This window comes from Pseudomonas quasicaspiana (genome assembly GCF_021147825.1).
Classification (GTDB): domain Bacteria; phylum Pseudomonadota; class Gammaproteobacteria; order Pseudomonadales; family Pseudomonadaceae; genus Aquipseudomonas; species Aquipseudomonas quasicaspiana.
The window spans coordinates 52,233-72,664 of sequence record NZ_JAGTPI010000005.1; the positions used below are offsets into that span (position 1 = coordinate 52,233).

Below are 20,432 nucleotides of genomic sequence, written 5' to 3' on the forward strand. Positions count from 1 at the left end.
CATATAACTGGCGTCTGAGGCCATTTGTGGCCTCGGACGTCAGTCTTGCGCGCTTCGCGGCGTGTGAATTCTGATTCGTTTCACCCCATGCCCGTTTTTATGCGGCATGAGGATTTGCCCGGCGTCGATTGCGTCCGGGCAAAAGCTTCCTGATAAGGACTGACGTTTCCCATGTTGACCATCGCATTGTCCAAGGGCCGCATTCTTGATGACACCCTGCCGCTTCTTGCTGAAGCAGGCATTGTGCCGACCGAGAATCCGGACAAGAGCCGCAAGCTGATCATCCCCACGACCCAGGCCGATGTGCGCCTGTTGATCGTGCGTGCTACCGATGTGCCGACCTACGTCGAGCATGGCGCTGCTGATCTTGGCGTTGCCGGTAAAGATGTGCTGATGGAATACACCGGCCAAGGCCTGTATGAGCCATTGGACCTGCAGATTGCCAAGTGCCGTTTGATGACAGCAGGCGCCATCGGTGCTCCTGAGCCCAAAGGCCGTCTGCGCGTGGCAACCAAGTTCGTCAACGTTGCCAAGCGTTATTACGCCGAGCAAGGTCGTCAGGTCGACATCATCAAGCTGTACGGCTCCATGGAGCTGGCACCGCTGATTGGCCTGGCTGACAAGATCATCGACGTTGTTGACACTGGCAACACGCTGCGGGCCAATGGCCTGGAGCCTCAGGAGTTGATCGCGACGATCAGTTCCCGTCTGGTGGTCAACAAGGCTTCCATGAAAATGCAGCACGCCCGTATTCAGTCGCTTATCGATACCCTGCGCAATGCAGTGGAATCGCGACACCGCGGCTGACTTACTCGCGCAACCTTGAGTTGCGCCCGTCTATCCGCCTCATAGCCAGAATTCTCAGGTGCCCAAGCGGAACGACTGCTAGTTTAGGGCGCCTGAGTTTTTGCCATTCCTATGAGGCTCTCGCTATGACCGCACCGACTGCAATTCGCCGACTCAATGCTGCTGACCCGGATTTCGCGCATCATCTGGATCATCTGCTGAGCTGGGAAAGTGTGTCTGACGATTCGGTCAACCAGCGTGTCCTCGACATCATCAAAGCCGTGCGTGAGCGAGGCGATGCCGCGCTGGTCGAATTCACCGAGCGCTTCGACGGTTTGCAGGTGGCCTCCATGGCTGATCTGATTCTGCCTCGCGAGCGTCTTGAGCTGGCACTGACCCGCATCACTCCAGCCCAGCGCACAGCGTTGGAAAAAGCCGCAGATCGTGTACGCATGTACCACGAAAAACAGAAGCAGGACTCCTGGGCCTACACCGAGGCCGACGGCACGGTACTTGGCCAGAAAGTTACTCCGCTGGATCGCGCCGGTCTGTATGTGCCCGGTGGCAAGGCGTCGTATCCGTCGTCGGTATTGATGAACGCTATTCCTGCCAAGGTTGCGGGTGTTGCTGAAGTCGTCATGGTCGTGCCGACCCCGCGCGGGGAAATCAACGAGCTGGTACTGGCCGCGGCCTGTATTGCCGGAGTCGACCGGGTGTTCACCATCGGTGGAGCTCAGGCGGTTGCGGCACTGGCGTACGGCACTGAAAGCGTACCGCGCGTCGACAAGGTCGTCGGCCCGGGTAACATTTACGTTGCTACAGCCAAACGCCATGTTTTTGGTCAGGTCGGGATCGACATGATCGCTGGTCCTTCCGAGATCCTCGTGGTCTGCGACGGTCAGACAGACCCGGACTGGATTGCCATGGACCTGTTCTCTCAGGCCGAGCACGATGAGGATGCCCAGGCCATTCTGGTAAGTCCGGATGCAGATTTTCTGGATCAGGTGGCAGCGAGCATTGCCAAATTGATGCCGACCCTTGAACGTGCGGACATCATCGATAAGTCGATCAATGGCCGTGGTGCGTTGATCAAGGTCGCTGATATGCAGCAGGCCATTGAAGTCGCCAACCGTATTGCTCCGGAACACCTTGAGTTGTCGGTGGCAGACCCTGAAGCCTGGTTGCCGCAGATTCGTCACGCGGGTGCGATCTTTATGGGGCGTCACACCTCCGAGGCGCTGGGCGACTATTGCGCCGGTCCAAACCACGTGTTGCCAACCTCCGGCACAGCGCGTTTTTCATCGCCGCTGGGTGTTTACGATTTTCAGAAGCGTTCGTCGATCATCTACTGCTCGCAGCAAGGTGCATCCGAACTTGGCAAGACCGCATCGGTACTGGCGCGTGGTGAATCATTGACTGCACACGCCCGCAGCGCCGAGTACCGGATCATTGATAGCGAAGGGCAGGGGAGTTGAGCATGAGTAAATTCTGGAGTCCTTTCGTCAACAGCCTGGTGCCGTATGTGCCGGGTGAACAACCCAAGCTGACCAAACTGGTCAAGCTCAACACCAATGAAAATCCTTATGGCCCTTCGCCTAAAGCTCTGGCCGCGATGCGCGCCGAGCTGACTGATGACTTGCGTCTTTATCCCGATCCGAACAGCGACCTGCTCAAGCAGGCTGTAGCGACCTATTACGGCGTGCAGACCAGCCATGTATTTTTGGGCAATGGTTCCGATGAAGTGCTGGCACACGTGTTCAATGCGTTTTTCCAGCACGGCAAGCCTTTGCTGTTTCCGGACATCAGCTACAGCTTTTATCCGGTTTACTGTGGCCTGTACGGCATCGAGTTCGACGCCATCGCGCTGGATGAGCAGTTCCAGATTCGTGTGTCGGATTACGCCAAACCTAATGGCGGGATCATTTTCCCGAATCCTAACGCGCCAACCGGTTGCGTAGTGGGGCTGGATGCTGTTGAGCAGATGCTGAAGGCGAGCCCTGATTCAGTGGTTGTGGTGGATGAGGCGTACATCGATTTTGGTGGCGAGACGGCGATCTCGCTGGTGGAGCGTTATCCGAACCTGCTGGTGACGCAGACGTTGTCCAAGTCCCGCTCGCTGGCGGGTTTGCGGGTCGGTCTGGCGATTGGACATCCTGATCTGATCGAGGCGCTGGAGCGGGTCAAGAACAGCTTCAACTCGTATCCGCTGGATCGTCTGGCAATCGTCGGTGCCGCTGCAGCGTTCGAGGACCGCGAGCACTTCGATTCCACCCGTAACAAGGTGATCGCCAGCCGGGAATTATTGACCGCTGAGCTGCAAGCCCTTGGTTTTGAAGTACTGCCATCTGCGGCCAACTTCATCTTTGCCCGTCACCCGCAACACGACGGAGCGGGCATTGCGGCGAAGCTGCGCGAGCAGGGTGTCATCGTTCGGCACTTCAAACAGGAGCGGATTGCCCAGTTCCTGCGGATCAGCATTGGTACGCCGGAGCAGAACCAGGCGTTGCTGGATGGCTTGGCGGGTCTGTAAGACCCCCATCGCAGTATCGCCGCAATCGCGGATTGCATCACACTTGTGGGAGCGAGGCTTGCCCGCGATAAAAGCACTGAGGTCTGTCTGATAAACGAGGCGGCCTTATCGCGGGCAAGCCTCGCTCCCACAGGTATCTACGCAACTCAGTGATCACTGCTCTTCAACCGGCGTAGCCGACGGTGGAGGCGGTGGGCGCAGGCCAACTTCAGCGTTGAGCTTCACTTCTTTCCCGTTGCGCATCACCTCGATGGCGATCTTGTCGCCGGGCTTGGTGCGTGCCACCTGATTCATCGAGCGACGACCATCACCCGCGGGCTCGCCGTTGATGCTCAAAATCACGTCACCCAATTGCAAACCTGCTTTCTGTGCAGGTCCATCGCGGAAGATACCTGCGACGACGATGCCTGGTCTGTCTTTCAACCCGAATGACTCGGCCAGATCCTGTGTCAGCGGCTGCACTTCAATACCCAGCCAGCCACGAATCACCTGACCATGCTCGATGATCGATTTCATGACCTCCATGGCCAGTTTGGTCGGAATCGCGAAACCGATGCCTTGAGAGCCGCCAGACTTGGAGAAAATCGCTGTGTTGATCCCGGTCAGGTTGCCATTGGCATCAACCAGTGCGCCGCCAGAGTTGCCCGGGTTGATCGCTGCGTCGGTCTGAATGAAGTCTTCATAAGTGTTCAGGCCGAGCTGGTTGCGGCCGGTGGCGCTGATAATACCCATGGTCACGGTCTGGCCGACGCCGAAAGGGTTGCCGATGGCCAGTGCAACGTCACCGATGCGGATGCTGTCGGAGCGGCCAATAGTGATGGACGGGATGTTCTTGAGATCAATCTTCAACACTGCCAGATCGGTTTCCGGATCATTGCCGATCACCCTGGCAATGGTTTCCCGACCGTCCTTCAGTGCAACGACGATTTGATCGGCACCGGTGGTGACGTGGTTATTGGTCAGAATGTAGCCTTCCGGACTCATCAGAACGCCGGAACCGAGGCTCGACTCCATGCGTTTCTGCTTGGGCATGTTGTCACCGAAGAAACGCCGGAATTGCGGGTCCTCGAACATCGGATTTGCCGCTTTGTTGACCATCTTTGTGGTGTAGAGATTGACTACCGCAGGTGCCGCCATGCCAACTGCATCGGCATACGTGACCGGGCCTTGCTGGACGTAGGTGGTTTGTGGCGCCTGTTGCAGGTTGACGTCGAGACTTGGCAGACCCACCAGATCCGGGAAACGCTGAATAATCAGCAGTGCGACGAGTACGCCTGCCAGCAATGGCCAACCAAAAAAGCGCAGTGCCTTGAACATTGAGCAAATCCTGAAAGTGATCCGACGCTGCGGCTTGCTGCCCAACTGCGCCATAATGGGCGGCATTATACGAGCACTTGGGGTTGTGTCTCGCAAATAAGATCGTCTGAAGTGAACCATTTCAGCAGTACGACCCTATCAGCTTCAAACCACACATTCAGGAGTCTTTTATGGCTGTTGCGCTCAGCACTCTGGTAGAAGAAGCCAACCGTTATCTCGGCAGTTCGCGTATCCAGGATTATTGCCCCAATGGCTTGCAGGTCGAAGGTCGTCCGCAGGTCATGCGCATCATCAGCGGCGTCACTGCCAGCCAGGCTTTGCTGGATGCCGCAGTGGATGCGCAGGCCGATCTGATTCTCGTGCATCACGGGTATTTCTGGAAAGGCGAGAACCCTTGCGTCGTCGGCATGAAACAGCGCCGCCTGAAAACCCTGCTCAAGCACGACATCAGCCTGCTGGCCTATCACTTGCCGCTGGATGTGCATCCGGACGTGGGTAATAACGTGCAGTTGGCGCGCCAGCTGGATATCACCGTGGAAGGCCCACTGGATCCTGATAACGCCCGCGTCGTCGGCTTGGTCGGTTCGTTGAATGAACCCATGATGCCCCGCGACTTTGCCCGTCGCGTGCAGGAAGCACTGGGGCGCGAGCCGTTGTTGATTGAAGGTGCCGATATGATTCGCCGGGTGGGTTGGTGTACCGGAGGCGGGCAGGGTTACATCGATCAGGCAATCACTGCGGGTGTCGATCTGTTCATCAGCGGCGAAGCGTCTGAGCAGACCGTTCACAGTGCCCGGGAAAACGGCATCAGCTTTATTGCCGCCGGACACCACGCAACTGAACGTTACGGGGTTCAGGCGCTGGGTGACTATCTGGCGCGGCGGTTTGCACTGGAGCACCTGTTTATCGACTGTCCGAATCCGGTTTGAATACCTAACGAGACGGTATATCCATAGAACGTTTCGATCTATTGGGGCCCCTGAATAGAAGCAGGTGCTGTGCTAGAGTGCGGCCTCGAACACGGCCCGCTGGCCGTCCCGGGCGTTGTCCGGTCAATAATGAATGCAACCCGTGAGTAACCATGGTCGATAAACTGACGCATCTTAAGCAACTGGAGGCGGAAAGCATCCACATCATCCGCGAGGTCGCCGCCGAGTTTGATAACCCGGTGATGCTGTACTCCGTCGGTAAAGACTCTGCCGTAATGCTGCACCTTGCGCGCAAGGCGTTCTTTCCGGGCAAGCTGCCATTCCCGGTGATGCATGTGGACACCCGCTGGAAATTCCAGGAAATGTACCGTTTTCGTGACCAGATGGTTAAGGAAATGGGTCTGGACCTGATCGTCCACATCAACCCGGACGGCGTGGCTCAAAACATCAGCCCACTGACCCACGGCAGCTCCAAGCACACTGACATCATGAAGACCGAAGGTCTCAAGCAGGCCCTGGACAAGCACGGCTTCGATGCCGCGTTCGGTGGCGCGCGTCGCGATGAAGAGAAATCCCGTGCCAAAGAGCGCGTGTACTCGTTCCGCGACAGCAAGCACCGCTGGGATCCGAAGAACCAGCGTCCGGAGCTGTGGAACGTCTATAACGGCAACGTCAATAAAGGCGAGTCGATTCGCGTGTTCCCTCTGTCCAACTGGACCGAGCTGGACATCTGGCAGTACATCTATCTGGAAGGCATCCCGATTGTCCCGTTGTACTTCGCCGCCGAGCGCGATGTCATCGAGATGAACGGCACCTGGATCATGATCGACGACGAGCGTCTTCTGAATCACCTGAGCGATGAAGACAAGGCTCGCATCGTCAAGAAGAAAGTCCGCTTCCGTACACTTGGCGACTACCCGTTGACGGGCGCAGTCGAGTCCGAGGCCACCAGCCTCACTGACATCATTCAGGAAATGCTTCTGACGCGTACTTCCGAACGTCAAGGCCGGGTCATCGATCACGATGGCGCTGGTTCGATGGAAGAAAAGAAACGTCAGGGTTATTTCTAAAGAGCAGCTACAAGCCTCAAGTGGCAAGCTGCAAGTGAATCAAAAGCAGGTGATCGAAATGGATTTCGAGAAACTCTTGGTTTGGCAAAGAGCCAAGGCTTTGGCAGTCAATCTTTACAAGGAGATGGCTTCCTGTCCCGATTTGGCTTTCAGGAGTCAGATCACGCGCTCTGGGCTGTCGGTGCCGAGCAATATTGCGGAAGGTATGGAGCGTTTCACTGCGAAGGACAAATGCCGCTTTCTATCGATTGCTAAAGCATCCTGTGGCGAGCTAAGAACTCAGCTCATCATCGGCGGTGAAATTGGTTATATCGCTGAACCACTTGCAGCAGCCTGGATTATCGAAACCCGTGAGCTTTCAAAAATGCTTTGCGGGCTGATCAATAAAATTTCTGACTAGCTGTACGCCGACAAGCTTGCCGCTTGAAGCTTACAGCTTGGAGCTCGAATGAAATGAGTCACGCATCTGATTTGATCAGCGAGGACATCCTCGCCTATCTGGGCCAGCACGAACGCAAGGAAATGCTGCGCTTTCTTACCTGTGGCAACGTCGACGACGGCAAGAGCACGCTGATCGGGCGTCTGCTGCACGACTCCAAGATGATCTACGAAGATCACCTCGAAGCCATTACCCGCGATTCGAAGAAGTCCGGCACCACCGGCGAAGACGTCGATCTGGCGTTGCTGGTTGACGGCCTTCAGGCCGAGCGGGAGCAGGGCATCACGATTGATGTTGCTTACCGTTATTTCTCCACCGCCAAGCGCAAGTTCATCATTGCCGATACTCCGGGCCATGAGCAGTACACACGCAACATGGCAACCGGTGCATCGACCTGCGACTTGGCGATTATTCTGGTGGATGCCCGTTACGGCGTACAGACCCAGACCCGCCGTCACAGCTACATCGCATCGCTGCTGGGCATCAAACATATCGTTGTGGCCATCAACAAGATGGACCTCAATGGCTTCGACGAAAGCGTCTTCGAGTCGATCAAGTCCGACTACTTGAAGTTCGCCGACGGCATCGCGTTCAAACCGACCACCATGGCCTTCGTGCCGATGTCGGCTCTCAAGGGCGACAACGTGGTGAACAAGAGCGAGCGTTCGCCCTGGTACACCGGCCAGTCCTTGATGGAGATCCTCGAAACCGTCGAGATTGCCAACGACCGCAACTACACCGACATGCGTTTCCCGGTGCAGTACGTCAACCGTCCAAACCTGAACTTCCGTGGTTTCGCCGGTACGCTGGCGAGCGGTATCGTGCACAAGGGTGACGAAGTCGTCGTGCTTCCGTCGGGCAAGAGCAGTCGTGTCAAATCCATCGTCACCTTTGAAGGTGAGCTGGAGAGTGCCGGGCCGGGTCAGGCCGTCACTCTGACCATGGAAGACGAGATTGATATCTCCCGTGGTGACTTGCTGGTACACGCCGATAACGTTCCGCAAGTGGCTGATGCATTCGATGCCATGCTGGTATGGATGGCTGAAGAGCCGATGCTGCCGGGCAAGAAATACGACATCAAGCGTGCCACCAGCTATGTGCCGGGCTCGATTGCCAGCATCACCCATCGTGTCGATGTGAATACCTTGGCCGAAGGGCCTGCCAGTTCGCTGGGCCTGAATGAGATTGGTCGCGTCAAGATCAGCCTAGACTCGGCCATCGCGCTGGACGGTTACGACAGCAACCGCACCACGGGTTCGTTCATCGTAATTGACCGTTTGACCAATGGCACAGTGGCCGCGGGCATGATCATCGCCAAGCCCGTTGGCGGCGCAGGTGCCATTCATCACGGCGCTCTGGCTCACGTTGCGACTGAAGAGCGAGCTCAGCGTTTTGGTCAGCAGCCAGCCACTGTGCTGTTCAGCGGCCTGTCGGGCGCTGGCAAAAGCACCTTGGCTTATGCGGTCGAGCGCAAGCTGTTCGACATGGGACGCGCGGTTTACGTGCTGGATGGCCAGAACCTGCGTCACGACCTGAACAAAGGTCTGCCACAGGATCGCGCCGGGCGTACCGAGAACTGGCGTCGTGCCGCTCACGTTGCGCGTCAGTTCAACCAGGCGGGGCTGATTACCCTGGCTGCGTTCGTTGCGCCTGACGGCGAAGGTCGCGAGCAGGCCAAGTCTCTGATCGGTGCTGATCGCCTGCTGACCGTATACGTCCAGGCATCCCCTGCGGTTTGCCGCGAACGCGATCCACAGGGCCTGTACGCAGCCGAGGGCGATAACATCCCGGGCGAGTCCTTCCCGTACGACGTACCGCTCAATGCGGATCTGGTCATCGATACTCAAACCCTGAGTCTCGAAGACAGCGTCAAGCAAGTGCTGGACCTGCTGCGCAGTCGCGGCGCGATCTGACGATCGCTTTCTGTCACAGGAAACCCGCCAGAGATGGCGGGTTTTTTGTTTGTGCGGGGGCTCCAGAGAATCCTGTGGGAGCGAGGCTTGCCCGCGATTGAGGCGACTCGCTCCGTCAGGTATACCGCGTTATCGTTCATCGCGAGCAAGCTTGACTCCTACAGGTATCGCTTATCTCTGTAGGAGCCGAGCTTGCTCGCGATGAACGATTACGCAGTCTGTCTGAAGCCCGCTCCACAGATTTTGTATGTAGAGAGTCATGGGCACTGGCGCGGCCACTGCAAGAATAATCACGGCGTTAAGAATAATTCAGGTGCGGTATATAGTTATCGCATGTTGTAAGTCGGTGGGTGATTAGTTGAGTGCTCAATCAAGAACTTTCAAAGGTGAAAGTATGAGTATTCAGTATGGTGCGTTTAAAAATAATGGAGCTCCGGTATTGCCGCCCAATCAAAAAATGACACCGGGGCAGTTTTTACAATCGCCCAGTGGACATTTTCGTCTGGAACTGCAAAGCGATGGCAACCTGGTTATTAAAGATAGTGGCAGTGTTGTTTGGGTCGCTGATAGCAATCAGCCCTACAGTCGTACGCTCTCCCGTAAGCAACGAGGTGCTCCGTGGTTTGTCGTAAGCAACAGCGGATTCCTCTATGATCCCGCAAGATCAAGGCTGTGGACCGCGCAAAGCACTGATACGAAGGATAAGTCGTACTGGTATCACAGCCATATGTCGATGCAGGATGACGGGAATCTGGTGATTTATGATCAGCGAACTGGCAACCTTCTTTGGGCGCGTTTTGGATTCAGGCCTGGACGGCTTCCACCCAAGAAAAAGGAGACGGTCTGGTTCATGAGTTCGCCGCAAGAAATCTGGAGATTTTGAAGTTTGGCTTTCTGCCTAGCGTTGAACTGGGCAGTCAGGTCTGAGTGGGTCGATATTACACTTATGTAAAAGCTCTGGGTCTGCTCTGCTCCATAAGTAACAGTTATTTATACAATCCCCCGGCACACAACCTGATAAAAAAATCCATACTGCGAATATTTTAATTGCTTTCATGCTTCCTCCGTTTTCCAAAAAGCATAGAGGTCGCAACAAAATATATATAGCCGCTGTATTCCTTAAACTGCGTAGGAAGTTTCCTCGCCAGGATTTTATCCCTGACTGATCTACAAAAAAGCCCGCCATTCTCACGAATGGCAGGCTTTCCTGATCCAGCTTTCGCTTACGGCTTTTTCAAACCGTAATGCTCATCGAGCATGCCGGGAGCGTTGGGTGATTTTGGCGCGTAGTCTTTCGGTGCTTCATTTGTGCGCGGCGGAGTCAGACGGTCGCGGTGGACCTGGCTGGCTTCAGGGTGCAGGGCAGCCAGCAGACGCTGACGAGTCAACTCGTCGGTAGCAAGACGGTTGGCACCTTCGGCGAGATGTTCCTGCACGTCCTGATAGCTTTGCGAAAGCTTCTGGACCAGATTGGCCGTGCTATTGAAGTGAGTGACCACCTCGTTCTGATAGGCATCGAAACGCTCCTGAACGTCATCCAGCTGACGCTGGGTTCCATTGGGAGCAGCGTTGGGCACCAGACGTGCGACCAGAAAACCGATGACAACACCGACAACCAGGGCAATGGTCGGCAACAACCAAACTAAGAGCGACAGTTCCACGAGTCCTTCCTCTATAAACGGCTTTGCTTTACGTTAACGGCTCGAACCTGCTCTGTATACCGCGACACGCTCACGGATATGCTATTTGCAGACAATCAGCTAGACGAGTCGACCCATTGCGAGGTCACGGAGTTCCTTTTTGCTCATGCGCGAAACCCCCGTATTGATCGATGGCCCGGTGGGCCAGCTTGAAGCCCTTTACCTTGATTTGCCTGATGCTACAGGCGTGGCGTTGATCTGCCATCCTAACCCGATACAGGGCGGCACCATGCTCAACAAGGTCGTCTCGACCCTGCAACGTACGGCTCGCGATGCGGGTTTGATTACATTGCGTTTCAATTATCGTGGCGTGGGGGCGAGCGCCGGTACGTCTGAAGCGGGCCCAGGCGAAATCGAAGATGCTCAGGCCGTCGCTCGCTGGCTGCTGGAAAAACACCCCGATCTGCCCATGACACTGTTCGGTTTTTCCTTTGGTGGTTTCGTTGCAGCCAGTCTTGCCGGCCGGCTTGAGGGCGCTGGACAGACGATTAGCCATCTGTTCATGGTCGCGCCTGCGGTCATGCGCTTGAGCGAGCAATATCCTCTGCCGCAGAACTGCCCACTGACAGTCATCCAGCCGGAGACCGACGAAGTCGTCGAGCCTGAACTGGTTTACAACTGGTCGGCAGCATTGCCGCGCCCACATGAACTGCTGAAAGTGGCAGAATGTGGACACTTTTTTCACGGCAAGCTCACTGATCTCAAAGATCTGGTTGCGCCACGCCTTTCGAACTGATGACAGCCCCATAAGCGACCTGCCATGACCACTCGTATCCTGACCGGTATCACCACCACCGGCACGCCTCACCTGGGTAACTACGCGGGCGCAATCCGCCCGGCTATCGTTGCCAGCCGCCAGAGCGATGCTGATTCGTTCTACTTCCTGGCTGACTACCACGCCTTGATCAAATGCGATGACCCGCTGCGCATTCAGCGCTCGCGTCTGGAAATCGCCGCAACCTGGCTGGCTGCTGGCCTGGATGTGGATCGCGTGACTTTCTATCGCCAGTCCGATATCCCGGAAATCACCGAGCTGACCTGGCTGCTGACCTGCGTTGCTGCCAAAGGCTTGCTCAACCGTGCTCACGCCTACAAAGCGTCCGTGGACAAGAACGTCGAAACCGGTGAAGACCCGGATGCTGGCGTCACCATGGGCTTGTACAGCTACCCGGTGTTGATGGCAGCTGACATTTTGATGTTCAACGCGCATCAGGTTCCGGTGGGTCGCGACCAGATTCAGCACGTCGAGATGGCTCGCGATATCGGCCAACGCTTCAACCATCTTTTCGGCAAGGGCAGAGAGTTCTTCGTCATGCCTGAAGCCCTGATCGAGGAAAGCGTCGCCACGCTGCCAGGTCTCGACGGCCGTAAAATGTCGAAGAGCTACGACAATACGATTCCGTTGTTCAGCAGCGCCAAGGACATGAAGGATGCGATTTCGCGCATCGTGACTGACTCCAAAGCTCCCGGCGAAGCCAAGGACCCTGACAACTCCCATCTCTTCACGCTCTATCAGGCCTTCGCTACCCCGGAGCAGATCACAGAGTTCCGTTCCGACTTGTTGCAAGGTCTGGGTTGGGGCGAAGCGAAGAGTCGCCTGTTCACCTTGCTGGATAGTGAGCTGAGCGAAGCTCGTGAGAATTACCATCGTCTGATCGAACGTCCGGCTGACCTGGAAGACATTCTGCTGGCTGGCGCAGAGAAAGCCCGCAAAGTCGCCACACCTTTCCTCGGCGAGTTACGTGAAGCGGTAGGCCTGCGTTCATTCCGCAGCAATGTGCAAGTGGCCGAGACCAGCAAGAAAAAAGCCGTCAAAGGTGCACGCTTTGTCAGCTTCCGTGAAGACGATGGCAGCTTCCGTTTCCGTCTGCTGGCAGCCGATGGCGAGCAGTTGCTGTTGTCTCGCAACTTTGCTGATGGCAAGGCCGCTGGCGCAGTCAGCAAACAGCTGCAGCAGGGCAGTGAATTCGAGCTCCGTCCAGAGCATTTTGGGTTTACCCTCTGGATCAATGGTGAGCACATCGCCGAAAGTCCGCAATTCGTCGACGCTGCAGCGCGTGATGCCGCTATCGAAAGCCTCAAGCTGGCCCTTGCCCCCCAACAGGATTGATTGCCAATCTGCCGGGCCGTCGCTACAGTGACGGCCCGTTTTTGTTGCCTTGTTAGCGAATATGACCCCTCTAGAACGATACCAAGCTGATCTGAAACGCCCTGACTTCTTCCATGACGCGGCGCAGGAAACGGCTGTGCGTCACTTGCAGCGTCTCTATGACGATCTGGTTGCCGCTAACCAGAGCAAGCCGGGCATGTTCGGCAAGCTGTTTGGCAAGAAGGAACAGGCGCCGGTCAAGGGCTTGTACTTCTGGGGTGGCGTTGGCCGGGGCAAGACTTATCTGGTCGACACCTTCTTCGAAGCCCTGCCGTTCGAGCAGAAAGTCCGTACCCACTTCCACCGCTTCATGAAGCGCGTGCACGAAGAGATGAAGACCCTCAAGGGTGAAAAGAACCCGCTGACCCTCATCGCCAAACGTTTTTCAGATGAAGCACGGGTTATCTGTTTCGATGAGTTCTTCGTGTCCGACATCACCGACGCCATGATCCTCGGCACCTTGATGGAAGAACTGTTCAAGAATGGCGTGACTCTGGTTGCGACCTCGAACATCGTCCCGGATGGCCTCTACAAGGACGGCCTGCAACGTGCGCGCTTCCTGCCCGCCATCGCGCTGATCAAACAGAACACCGAAATCGTCAACGTCGACAGCGGCGTGGACTATCGCCTGCGTCACCTTGAGCAGGCTGAGCTGTTCCACTTCCCGCTGAATGAAGCCGCGCAGGAAAGTCTGCGCAAGAGCTTCAAGGCCCTTACGCCTGATTGCGCCGAGACCATCGAAAACGATGTGCTGATGATCGAGAATCGCGAAATCCGTGCACTGCGCACTTGTGATGACGTGGCCTGGTTCGACTTCCGCGAACTGTGCGACGGCCCGCGTAGCCAGAACGATTACATCGAACTGGGCAAGATCTACCACGCCGTGTTGCTCAGTGGCGTTGAGCAGATGAGCGTCACCACCGACGACATCGCCCGACGCTTCATCAACATGGTCGACGAATTCTACGACCGTAACGTCAAGCTGATCATCTCGGCTGAAGTTGAGTTGAAGGATTTGTACACCGGTGGGCGTCTGAACTTCGAGTTCCAGCGCACGTTGAGCCGGTTGCTGGAAATGCAGTCCCATGAATTCTTGTCGCGGGCGCATAAACCCTAAGTTTGGATCTGTAGGAGCGCACGAGCACCGCGAGTCCGCGATGGCGGTGAATCAAGCAGAACGCTATCGCGGCCTCGCTGTGCTCGTGCGCTCCTACAGTTGATCGTCTGATGCCGGGGGATCAAGCCGCTTGCTGAAACTGCTGCCGATACTGATTCGGCGACAACTCTGTATGTTGACGAAACAGTCGGGCGAAGAAGCTGGCGTCGTCGTATCCGACTTCATAGCTGATGGTCTTGATGCTTTTGCGCGTGCCAGACAGCAAGCCTTTGGCGGTTTCGATGCGCAGCCGTTGCAGGTAGTGCAGGGGCTTGTCTCCGGTGGCAGTCTGGAAACGGCGCATGAAGTTGCGGATGCTCATGCCGTGATTGCGGGCCACATCTTCGAAGCGAAACTTGTCGGCGAAATGCTCTTCCAGCCAGTGCTGGATTTGCAGGATCACGACGTCCTGATGCAGTTTCTGCCCGCCAAAACCCATTCGGCCCGGTGCGTAGTTGCGCTGCACTTCATACAGAATGTCCCGAGCCACGGCTTGCGCGACGTTTGCACCGCAGAAGCGCTCAATCAGATAAATGTACAGGTCACAGGCTGAAGTCGTGCCGCCTGCGCAGTACAGATTGTCCGCGTCTGTCAGATGTTTCTCTTGGTTCAACAAAACATTCGGAAAACGCTCACCGAAGTCGTTGAAAAATCGCCAGTAGGTTGTCGCTTCCTTGCCATCGAGCAGGCCGGATTCTGCCAGCCAGAACACGCCGCTGGCTTCACCACAGAGCACTGCGCCGTTGGCATGCTGTTCACGTAGCCAGGGAATGACCTGAGGGTATCTCAAACGAAGCGCGTCGAAGTTGTCCCAGAATGCCGGGATCACGATGACATCGCTTTGGTCGAGGTCGCCATCGACGGGGAGTACGACGTCGCTGAAGCTACGCACGGGCTTGCCGTCCGGGCTGACCAAGCGGGTTTCGAACGCAGGGACTCTGCCAAGGCCCAGCTGTTTGCTGTAGCGCAGAGCGGCAAGATGGAAGAAATCCTTGGCTTGCATCAATGTGGAAGCGAACACCCCGTCAATAGCCAGGATGCTGACGCGCCGCAGGGGCGCGGAGGCGTGAGTCGACATATTCTTTTATTCTTATATGGGGAAGTGGTCAGGTTACGGCTGGATCGTCTTATTTTTTTTCGGGTGTGTCCAGCGATGGAATGCTGAGCAGGCTATTGGCCGATGTTGATCATGTGGGGGATTCTATGTTGGCCCGAAGTCCCTTAGGACCGGCTTTAGCCGGGAGGGCGGTATTTCTGGCGAAGAAGAATGGGTGGGTGTCCCGACGCCCTCCCGGCTAAAGCCGGTCCTACGGAATAGCGCAATTTCATGTGGGAGCGAGGCTTGGTCTGGGCGGCATTCCGACGATAAGTACGACGCGGTTTAAAGTACATCGCGTCCAGCCTTATAGCGTTCAGGCTCGCTCCCACAGGGCTGCGTTAAAGTCGAGCTGGCAGTTCAGGGCGCAGGATTCGGATGATCCTTGTGAATCGCCTCGATACCCGCCAACACCTCGTCCGACAACTTCAGCCCGAAACTGGCGATGTTGCTGTCCAGTTGCTCAAGGGTGGTCGCGCCAATGATATTGCTGGTCACGAACGGCTGGCGGGTAACGAAGGCCAGCGCCATTTGTGCTGGCTCCAGACCGTGCTCACGGGCCAGCGCCACGTAGCGGCTGCACGCTGCTTCCGATTGCGGATTGAAGTAGCGGGTGAAACGACTGTAGAGGCTCAGGCGACCTTTGGCCGGGCGAGCGCCACCTTCGTATTTGCCTGAAAGCATGCCGAACGCGAGGGGGGAGTAAGCCAGCAGTCCACATTGTTCGCGAATGGCAATTTCGGCCAGGCCCACTTCAAAGCTGCGGTTGAGCAGGTTGTAGGGATTCTGGATTGACACCGTTCGCGGCCAGCCCCGGCTTTCAGCCAACTGCAGGAATTTCATGGTGCCCCATGGCGTTTCGTTGGACAGGCCAATGTGGCGGATCTTGCCCGCTTTGACCTGCTCGTCCAGAGCTTCGAGGGTTTCTTCCAGTGGGGTGAAATCCTCGTCTTTATGGGTGTAACCCAATTTGCCGAAGAAGTTGGTGCTGCGCTCAGGCCAGTGCAGTTGATACAGATCGAGGTAATCGGTCTGCAGGCGCGCCAGGCTGGCATCGAGGGCCGCCACAATATGCTTGCGGTTGTGTTTGAGGTTGCCGTCACGAATATGCTCGATGGCATTACCAGGACCCGCGATCTTGCTGGCCAGAATCCAGTCGGCGCGGTCGCCCTGTTGCTTGAACCAGTTGCCGATGATTGTCTCGGTGGCGGTGTAGGTTTCTGCTTTTGGCGGTACCGGGTACATCTCGGCGGTATCAAGGAAATTGATACCGGCTTCTTTGGCGCGTTCGATCTGCGCAAAGGCTTCAGACTGGCTGTTTTGCTCGCCCCAGGTCATGGTGCCGAGGCAGATTGCGCTGACTTTCAGGTCGGTTCGGCCAAGTTGGCGATAGTCCATTTGCTTCTCCTCAAGTAAGAGAACCATAAAAGCAGGTTGATATTTATTTCGCAATCCGCATAATCCCGCGGCTCTTTGCAGTGGAAGTGATGCTCCATCTGCCGGAGAGACATCTTTGCCGTACCACAGATGCGCCGACCCGAGCCCTCGGCAGCGTCTGTATAACGGCTGCCTTTGACATGCTGCTTGTCAAAGTACGATCTATTCAGTAAGATCCGCCGTCTCAATTTATCAGGGCGGCCCCTGAGGCTAAATAATGAAAACTTATACTGCTAAACCGGAAACAGTTAAGCGCGAATGGTTCGTAGTCGATGCTGCTGGTCAGACCCTCGGTCGTCTGGCTACAGAAATCGCGAGCCGTCTGCGTGGTAAGCACAAAGCGGAATACACCCCGCACGTTGACACTGGTGACTACATCGTTGTTATCAACGCTGAGCAAATCCGTGTTACCGGTGCTAAAACCACCGACAAAATCTACTACTCTCACTCCGGTTTTCCGGGCGGGATCAAGTCGATCAACTTCGAAAAGCTGATCGCCAAAGCTCCTGAGCGTGTGCTCGAGACCGCGGTTAAAGGCATGCTGCCTAAGAACCCGCTGGGTCGCGACATGTACCGTAAGCTGAAAGTCTATGCGGGCACTGCACACCCTCATACTGCTCAGCAGCCCCAAGAACTGAAGTTTTAACGGAATAGTTGATTATGTCGGCGACTCAAAATTACGGCACTGGCCGTCGCAAGACCGCTACCGCACGCGTTTTCCTGCGTCCAGGTACCGGTAACATCTCCATCAACAACCGTTCGCTGGATAATTTCTTCGGCCGTGAAACTGCCCGCATGGTAGTTCGTCAGCCGCTGGAATTGACTGAGACTGTCGAGAAGTTCGACATCTACGTCACCGTGATTGGCGGTGGTGTAAGTGGTCAAGCTGGCGCAATCCGCCACGGTATCACTCGCGCTCTGATGCAGTATGACGAAACCCTGCGCGGCGCTCTGCGCAAAGCTGGCTTCGTTACACGCGACGCCCGTGAAGTTGAACGTAAGAAAGTCGGTCTGCGTAAAGCGCGTAAGCGTCCGCAGTACTCGAAGCGTTAATACGCACTTCGTTCAAGAAGAACGCCCAGCCTCCTCACGGAGCTGGGCGTTTTTTTATGCGCGTCGTATACCTGTGACAACATGACTCATTCAGCGCAGGCCCCGTATTACAAGGCTTTCAGCTTTTCGTGAAAAGTAATTCCCTTGTGGTTTGAAGGGTTTTTATCTACCATCCGGCAAAATTTGGATACATGAATTTTTAAATTAGACGCCTGATCGAACAGGCCACATAGCTGATGGGAGAGGACGGAATGAGCAATGACGGCGTGAATGCAGGCCGGCGTCGCTTCCTCGTGGCGGCCACATCTGTGGTTGGTGCAGCAGGAGCGGTGGGGGCGGCGGTCCCGTTCGTAGGGTCATGGTTTCCCAGTGCCAAGGCGAAAGCCGCAGGCGCACCGGTAAAGGTGAATATCAGCAAGATCGAACCAGGGCAGCAGATGATTGCTGAGTGGCGCGGTCAGCCAGTTTTCATTGTCCGTCGTACCGATGAAATACTGGGCAACCTCGGCAAAATTACGAGCCAGTTGTCGGACCCCGAATCCAGGGACTCGCTCCAGCCCGCTTACGTCGACCCTGTTGTACGATCCATCAAACCTGAAATCCTGCTGTTGATCGGTATTTGCACCCACTTGGGTTGCTCCCCGACTTTCCGTCCTGAAGTAGCGCCAGTCGATCTGGGCAAAGATTGGGTGGGTGGCTATTTCTGCCCTTGTCATGGCTCACATTACGACCTCGCTGGCCGCGTCTATAAATCCCAACCTGCACCTTTGAATCTGCCAGTGCCGCCGCATTCCTATGAGTCGGACAACATTATTGTCATTGGCGTCGATCAGGAGAGCGCGTGATGAGCAAGTTCATGGATTGGATCGATGCTCGCTTCCCCGCCACAAAAATGTGGGAAGACCATCTCAGCAAGTATTACGCCCCCAAAAACTTCAACTTTTTCTACTTCTTCGGTTCACTGGCCCTGCTGGTGTTGGTCAATCAGATCCTGACCGGTGTCTGGCTCACGATGAGCTACACGCCGACGGCTGAAGAGGCGTTTGCGTCTGTCGAGGGCATCATGCGTGATGTGCCTTACGGGTCGATTTTGCGTTTGCTGCATTCCACCGGTGCTTCGGCGTTCTTCATTGTCATTTATATGCACATGTTCCGCGGCCTGCTGTATGGCTCGTATCAAAAGCCTCGTGAGCTGGTGTGGATCTTCGGCATGCTCATTTATCTGGCGCTGATGGCTGAGGCGTTCATGGGGTATTTACTGCCCTGGGGGCAGATGTCGTACTGGGGCGCGCAGGTGATCATCTCGCTGTTTGGCGCCATTCCGGTTATCGGCGATGACCTGACGCAATGGATTCGCGGCGACTACCTGATCTCCGGGATTACCCTGAACCGTTTTTTTGCGCTTCACGTGATTGCTCTGCCAATTGTCGTGCTTGGCCTGGTCGTACTGCATATTCTGGCGTTGCATGAAGTGGGTTCGAACAACCCCGATGGCGTCGACATCAAGAAACACAAAGACGAAAACGGTATCCCTCTGGATGGAATTCCGTTCCACCCCTATTACACCGTGAAAGATATCGTTGGCGTTGTCGTCTTCCTCTTCGTGTTTTGCTTCATCGTGTTTTTCTTCCCGGAAATGGGTGGCTACTTCCTCGAAAAACCCAACTTCGAGATGGCAAACCCCTTCAAGACGCCAGAGCACATTGCACCTGTCTGGTATTTCACGCCGTTCTACGCGATCCTGCGCGCCGTTCCTGACAAGCTGATGGGGGTCATGGCTATGGGAGCTGCAATTGCAGTGCTGTTTGTGCTGCCCTGGCTGGACCGAAGCCCCGTCAAGTCAATGCGCTACAAAGGATGGCTGAGCAAAATCTGGCTACTGGCGTTCTGTGTGTCTTTCGTAATCCTCGGTGTGTTGGGTGTTTTGGCTCCAACGCCAGGACGCACTTTGCTGTCGCAGGTCTGCACCTTCCTGTACTTCGCCTACTTCATTCTGATGCCGTTCTATACCCGGCTCGAGAAAACCAAACCGGTTCCGGAAAGGGTGACTGGCTGATGAAAAAGCTATTTGCTGTATTGATGCTTGTTGCTCTGCCAATGTTGTCCGTTGCTGCCGAGCACGGCGGTCCTGAGCTGGAAAGCATCGATATCGATGTGTCGGACAAGGCTGCCATGCAAGATGGGGCGCGCACGTTCGTCAACTATTGCATGGGCTGTCACAGCGCTAAGTTCCAGCGTTACGAGCGCGTTGCCGATGATCTGGGCATCCCTCATGAGCTGATGCTGGAAAAGCTGGTATTCACCGGTGCCAAGATCGGCGATCACATGAATATCGGTATGCAGTCAGCAGACGCGAAAGTCTGGTTTGGCGCTGCTCCGCCGGATCTGACTCTGGTGGCGCGAGTGCGCGGCACGGACTGGTTGTATGGCTACCTGCGCTCTTTCTACGAGGATCCGGCGCGTCCATTCGGGGTGAACAACACAGTCTTTCCTAATGTAGGGATGCCCAACGTGCTGGCTGGCTTGCAAGGTCGTCAGATCATCGGCTGCAAGCAGATTCAGTTGGTCGAGGAGGGCAAGAAGCAGTACGACCCCTTGACGGGTGCGCCACTGACGTACGAAGCATGCGATCAACTGACGATTGTCCCCAATACGGGCAGCCTGAATGCAGAGCAGTTCGACGAGAAGGTCAAGAATCTGGTGACCTTCCTCGCTTATTCCGCGAACCCGACGAAGCTTCAGCATCAGCGCATCGGGATGTATGTGTTGCTGTACCTGGCTTTCTTCTTTGTCTTTGCTTACCTGCTCAAGCGTGAATACTGGAAGGACATTCACTGACCGTATGTAACGCTGAGGT

General features: G+C 55.9%; 20 protein-coding genes. 16 read left to right on the top strand and 4 right to left on the bottom strand.

The features are described from left to right. Positions 1-171 precede the first annotated feature (171 nt). From hisG to hisC, 3 genes are all read left to right on the top strand, one after another. Positions 172-807: an ATP phosphoribosyltransferase gene (hisG, locus tag KDX30_RS05300; RefSeq protein ID WP_027897828.1), complete on the top strand. Its 636-nt coding sequence runs from the start codon at positions 172-174 to the stop codon at positions 805-807. A 125-nt stretch (positions 808-932) separates the two neighbouring features. Then, on the top strand, positions 933-2,261 hold the full coding sequence (gene hisD / locus KDX30_RS05305) for a histidinol dehydrogenase (RefSeq protein WP_231675189.1): 1,329 nt from the start codon (positions 933-935) through the stop codon (positions 2,259-2,261). A 2-nt stretch (positions 2,262-2,263) separates the two neighbouring features. Continuing rightward, the gene (hisC, locus tag KDX30_RS05310; RefSeq protein WP_027897826.1) at positions 2,264-3,316 is read left to right on the top strand and encodes a histidinol-phosphate transaminase; all 1,053 of its coding nucleotides are present in this window, start codon (positions 2,264-2,266) and stop codon (positions 3,314-3,316) included. Between the two features lie 153 nt (positions 3,317-3,469). On the opposite strand, the gene algW is transcribed toward hisC, so the two are convergent. Next, on the bottom strand, positions 3,470-4,633 hold the full coding sequence (gene algW / locus KDX30_RS05315) for a Do family serine endopeptidase AlgW (RefSeq protein ID WP_027897825.1): 1,164 nt from the start codon (positions 4,631-4,633) through the stop codon (positions 3,470-3,472). A gap of 170 nt (positions 4,634-4,803) precedes the next feature. Here algW and KDX30_RS05320 point away from each other — a divergent pair, with 170 nt between their 5' ends. The 5 genes from KDX30_RS05320 (at position 4,804) to KDX30_RS05340 (ending at position 9,867) form a co-directional block, all read left to right on the top strand. Further along, positions 4,804-5,562, top strand: coding sequence for a Nif3-like dinuclear metal center hexameric protein (locus tag KDX30_RS05320; RefSeq protein WP_027897824.1), 759 nt, complete (start codon positions 4,804-4,806; stop codon positions 5,560-5,562). A 152-nt stretch (positions 5,563-5,714) separates the two neighbouring features. After that, complete coding sequence (gene cysD, locus KDX30_RS05325; RefSeq protein WP_099270954.1) at positions 5,715-6,632, top strand: sulfate adenylyltransferase subunit CysD; 918 nt, start codon at positions 5,715-5,717, stop codon at positions 6,630-6,632. A gap of 58 nt (positions 6,633-6,690) precedes the next feature. Next, the gene (locus KDX30_RS05330; protein ID WP_095096900.1) at positions 6,691-7,032 is read left to right on the top strand and encodes a four helix bundle protein; all 342 of its coding nucleotides are present in this window, start codon (positions 6,691-6,693) and stop codon (positions 7,030-7,032) included. A gap of 53 nt (positions 7,033-7,085) precedes the next feature. Continuing rightward, complete coding sequence (gene cysN, locus KDX30_RS05335; protein WP_231675190.1) at positions 7,086-8,984, top strand: sulfate adenylyltransferase subunit CysN; 1,899 nt, start codon at positions 7,086-7,088, stop codon at positions 8,982-8,984. Positions 8,985-9,378: 394 nt separating this feature from the next. Then, entirely contained in the window at positions 9,379-9,867 is a 489-nt protein-coding gene (locus tag KDX30_RS05340) for a hypothetical protein (protein ID WP_231675191.1), read from the top strand. A 340-nt stretch (positions 9,868-10,207) separates the two neighbouring features. On the opposite strand, the gene KDX30_RS05345 is transcribed toward KDX30_RS05340, so the two are convergent. Continuing rightward, on the bottom strand, positions 10,208-10,645 hold the full coding sequence (locus tag KDX30_RS05345) for a YhcB family protein (RefSeq protein ID WP_027898485.1): 438 nt from the start codon (positions 10,643-10,645) through the stop codon (positions 10,208-10,210). A gap of 145 nt (positions 10,646-10,790) precedes the next feature. Between KDX30_RS05345 and KDX30_RS05350 the strand changes: the two genes are divergently transcribed. From KDX30_RS05350 to zapE, 3 genes are all read left to right on the top strand, one after another. Then, positions 10,791-11,420, top strand: a complete 630-nt coding sequence (locus tag KDX30_RS05350) for an alpha/beta hydrolase (RefSeq protein WP_231675192.1) — start codon at positions 10,791-10,793, stop codon at positions 11,418-11,420. A gap of 24 nt (positions 11,421-11,444) precedes the next feature. Next, entirely contained in the window at positions 11,445-12,794 is a 1,350-nt protein-coding gene (locus KDX30_RS05355) for a tryptophan--tRNA ligase (protein ID WP_231675193.1), read from the top strand. Positions 12,795-12,855: 61 nt separating this feature from the next. Further along, entirely contained in the window at positions 12,856-13,950 is a 1,095-nt protein-coding gene (zapE, locus tag KDX30_RS05360) for a cell division protein ZapE (protein WP_027898482.1), read from the top strand. Positions 13,951-14,071: 121 nt separating this feature from the next. Here the strand turns inward: zapE and KDX30_RS05365 are convergent, their stop codons facing one another. Further along, entirely contained in the window at positions 14,072-14,992 is a 921-nt protein-coding gene (locus tag KDX30_RS05365; protein WP_176560700.1) for a GlxA family transcriptional regulator, read from the bottom strand. Between the two features lie 453 nt (positions 14,993-15,445). After that, positions 15,446-16,483, bottom strand: coding sequence for an NADP(H)-dependent aldo-keto reductase (locus KDX30_RS05370; protein ID WP_122394955.1), 1,038 nt, complete (start codon positions 16,481-16,483; stop codon positions 15,446-15,448). A 256-nt stretch (positions 16,484-16,739) separates the two neighbouring features. Between KDX30_RS05370 and rplM the strand changes: the two genes are divergently transcribed. From rplM to KDX30_RS05395, 5 genes are all read left to right on the top strand, one after another. Continuing rightward, positions 16,740-17,168 carry a 50S ribosomal protein L13 gene (gene rplM, locus KDX30_RS05375; RefSeq protein WP_027900224.1) on the top strand — a complete coding sequence of 143 codons (429 nt, stop codon included), beginning with the start codon at positions 16,740-16,742 and terminating at the stop codon, positions 17,166-17,168. Positions 17,169-17,182: 14 nt separating this feature from the next. After that, a complete protein-coding gene (rpsI, locus tag KDX30_RS05380) occupies positions 17,183-17,575 on the top strand; it encodes a 30S ribosomal protein S9 (RefSeq protein WP_002555064.1) in 393 nt (130 codons plus the stop codon). 251 nt (positions 17,576-17,826) lie between these two features. After that, the gene (petA, locus tag KDX30_RS05385) at positions 17,827-18,420 is read left to right on the top strand and encodes a ubiquinol-cytochrome c reductase iron-sulfur subunit (RefSeq protein WP_231675194.1); all 594 of its coding nucleotides are present in this window, start codon (positions 17,827-17,829) and stop codon (positions 18,418-18,420) included. Beyond that, complete coding sequence (locus tag KDX30_RS05390; RefSeq protein ID WP_231675195.1) at positions 18,420-19,631, top strand: cytochrome b; 1,212 nt, start codon at positions 18,420-18,422, stop codon at positions 19,629-19,631. The genes petA and KDX30_RS05390 overlap by 1 nt, the downstream gene beginning before the upstream one ends. Continuing rightward, on the top strand, positions 19,631-20,413 hold the full coding sequence (locus tag KDX30_RS05395) for a cytochrome c1 (protein ID WP_231675196.1): 783 nt from the start codon (positions 19,631-19,633) through the stop codon (positions 20,411-20,413). The genes KDX30_RS05390 and KDX30_RS05395 overlap by 1 nt, the downstream gene beginning before the upstream one ends. The last annotated feature ends 19 nt before the right edge of the window (positions 20,414-20,432 follow it).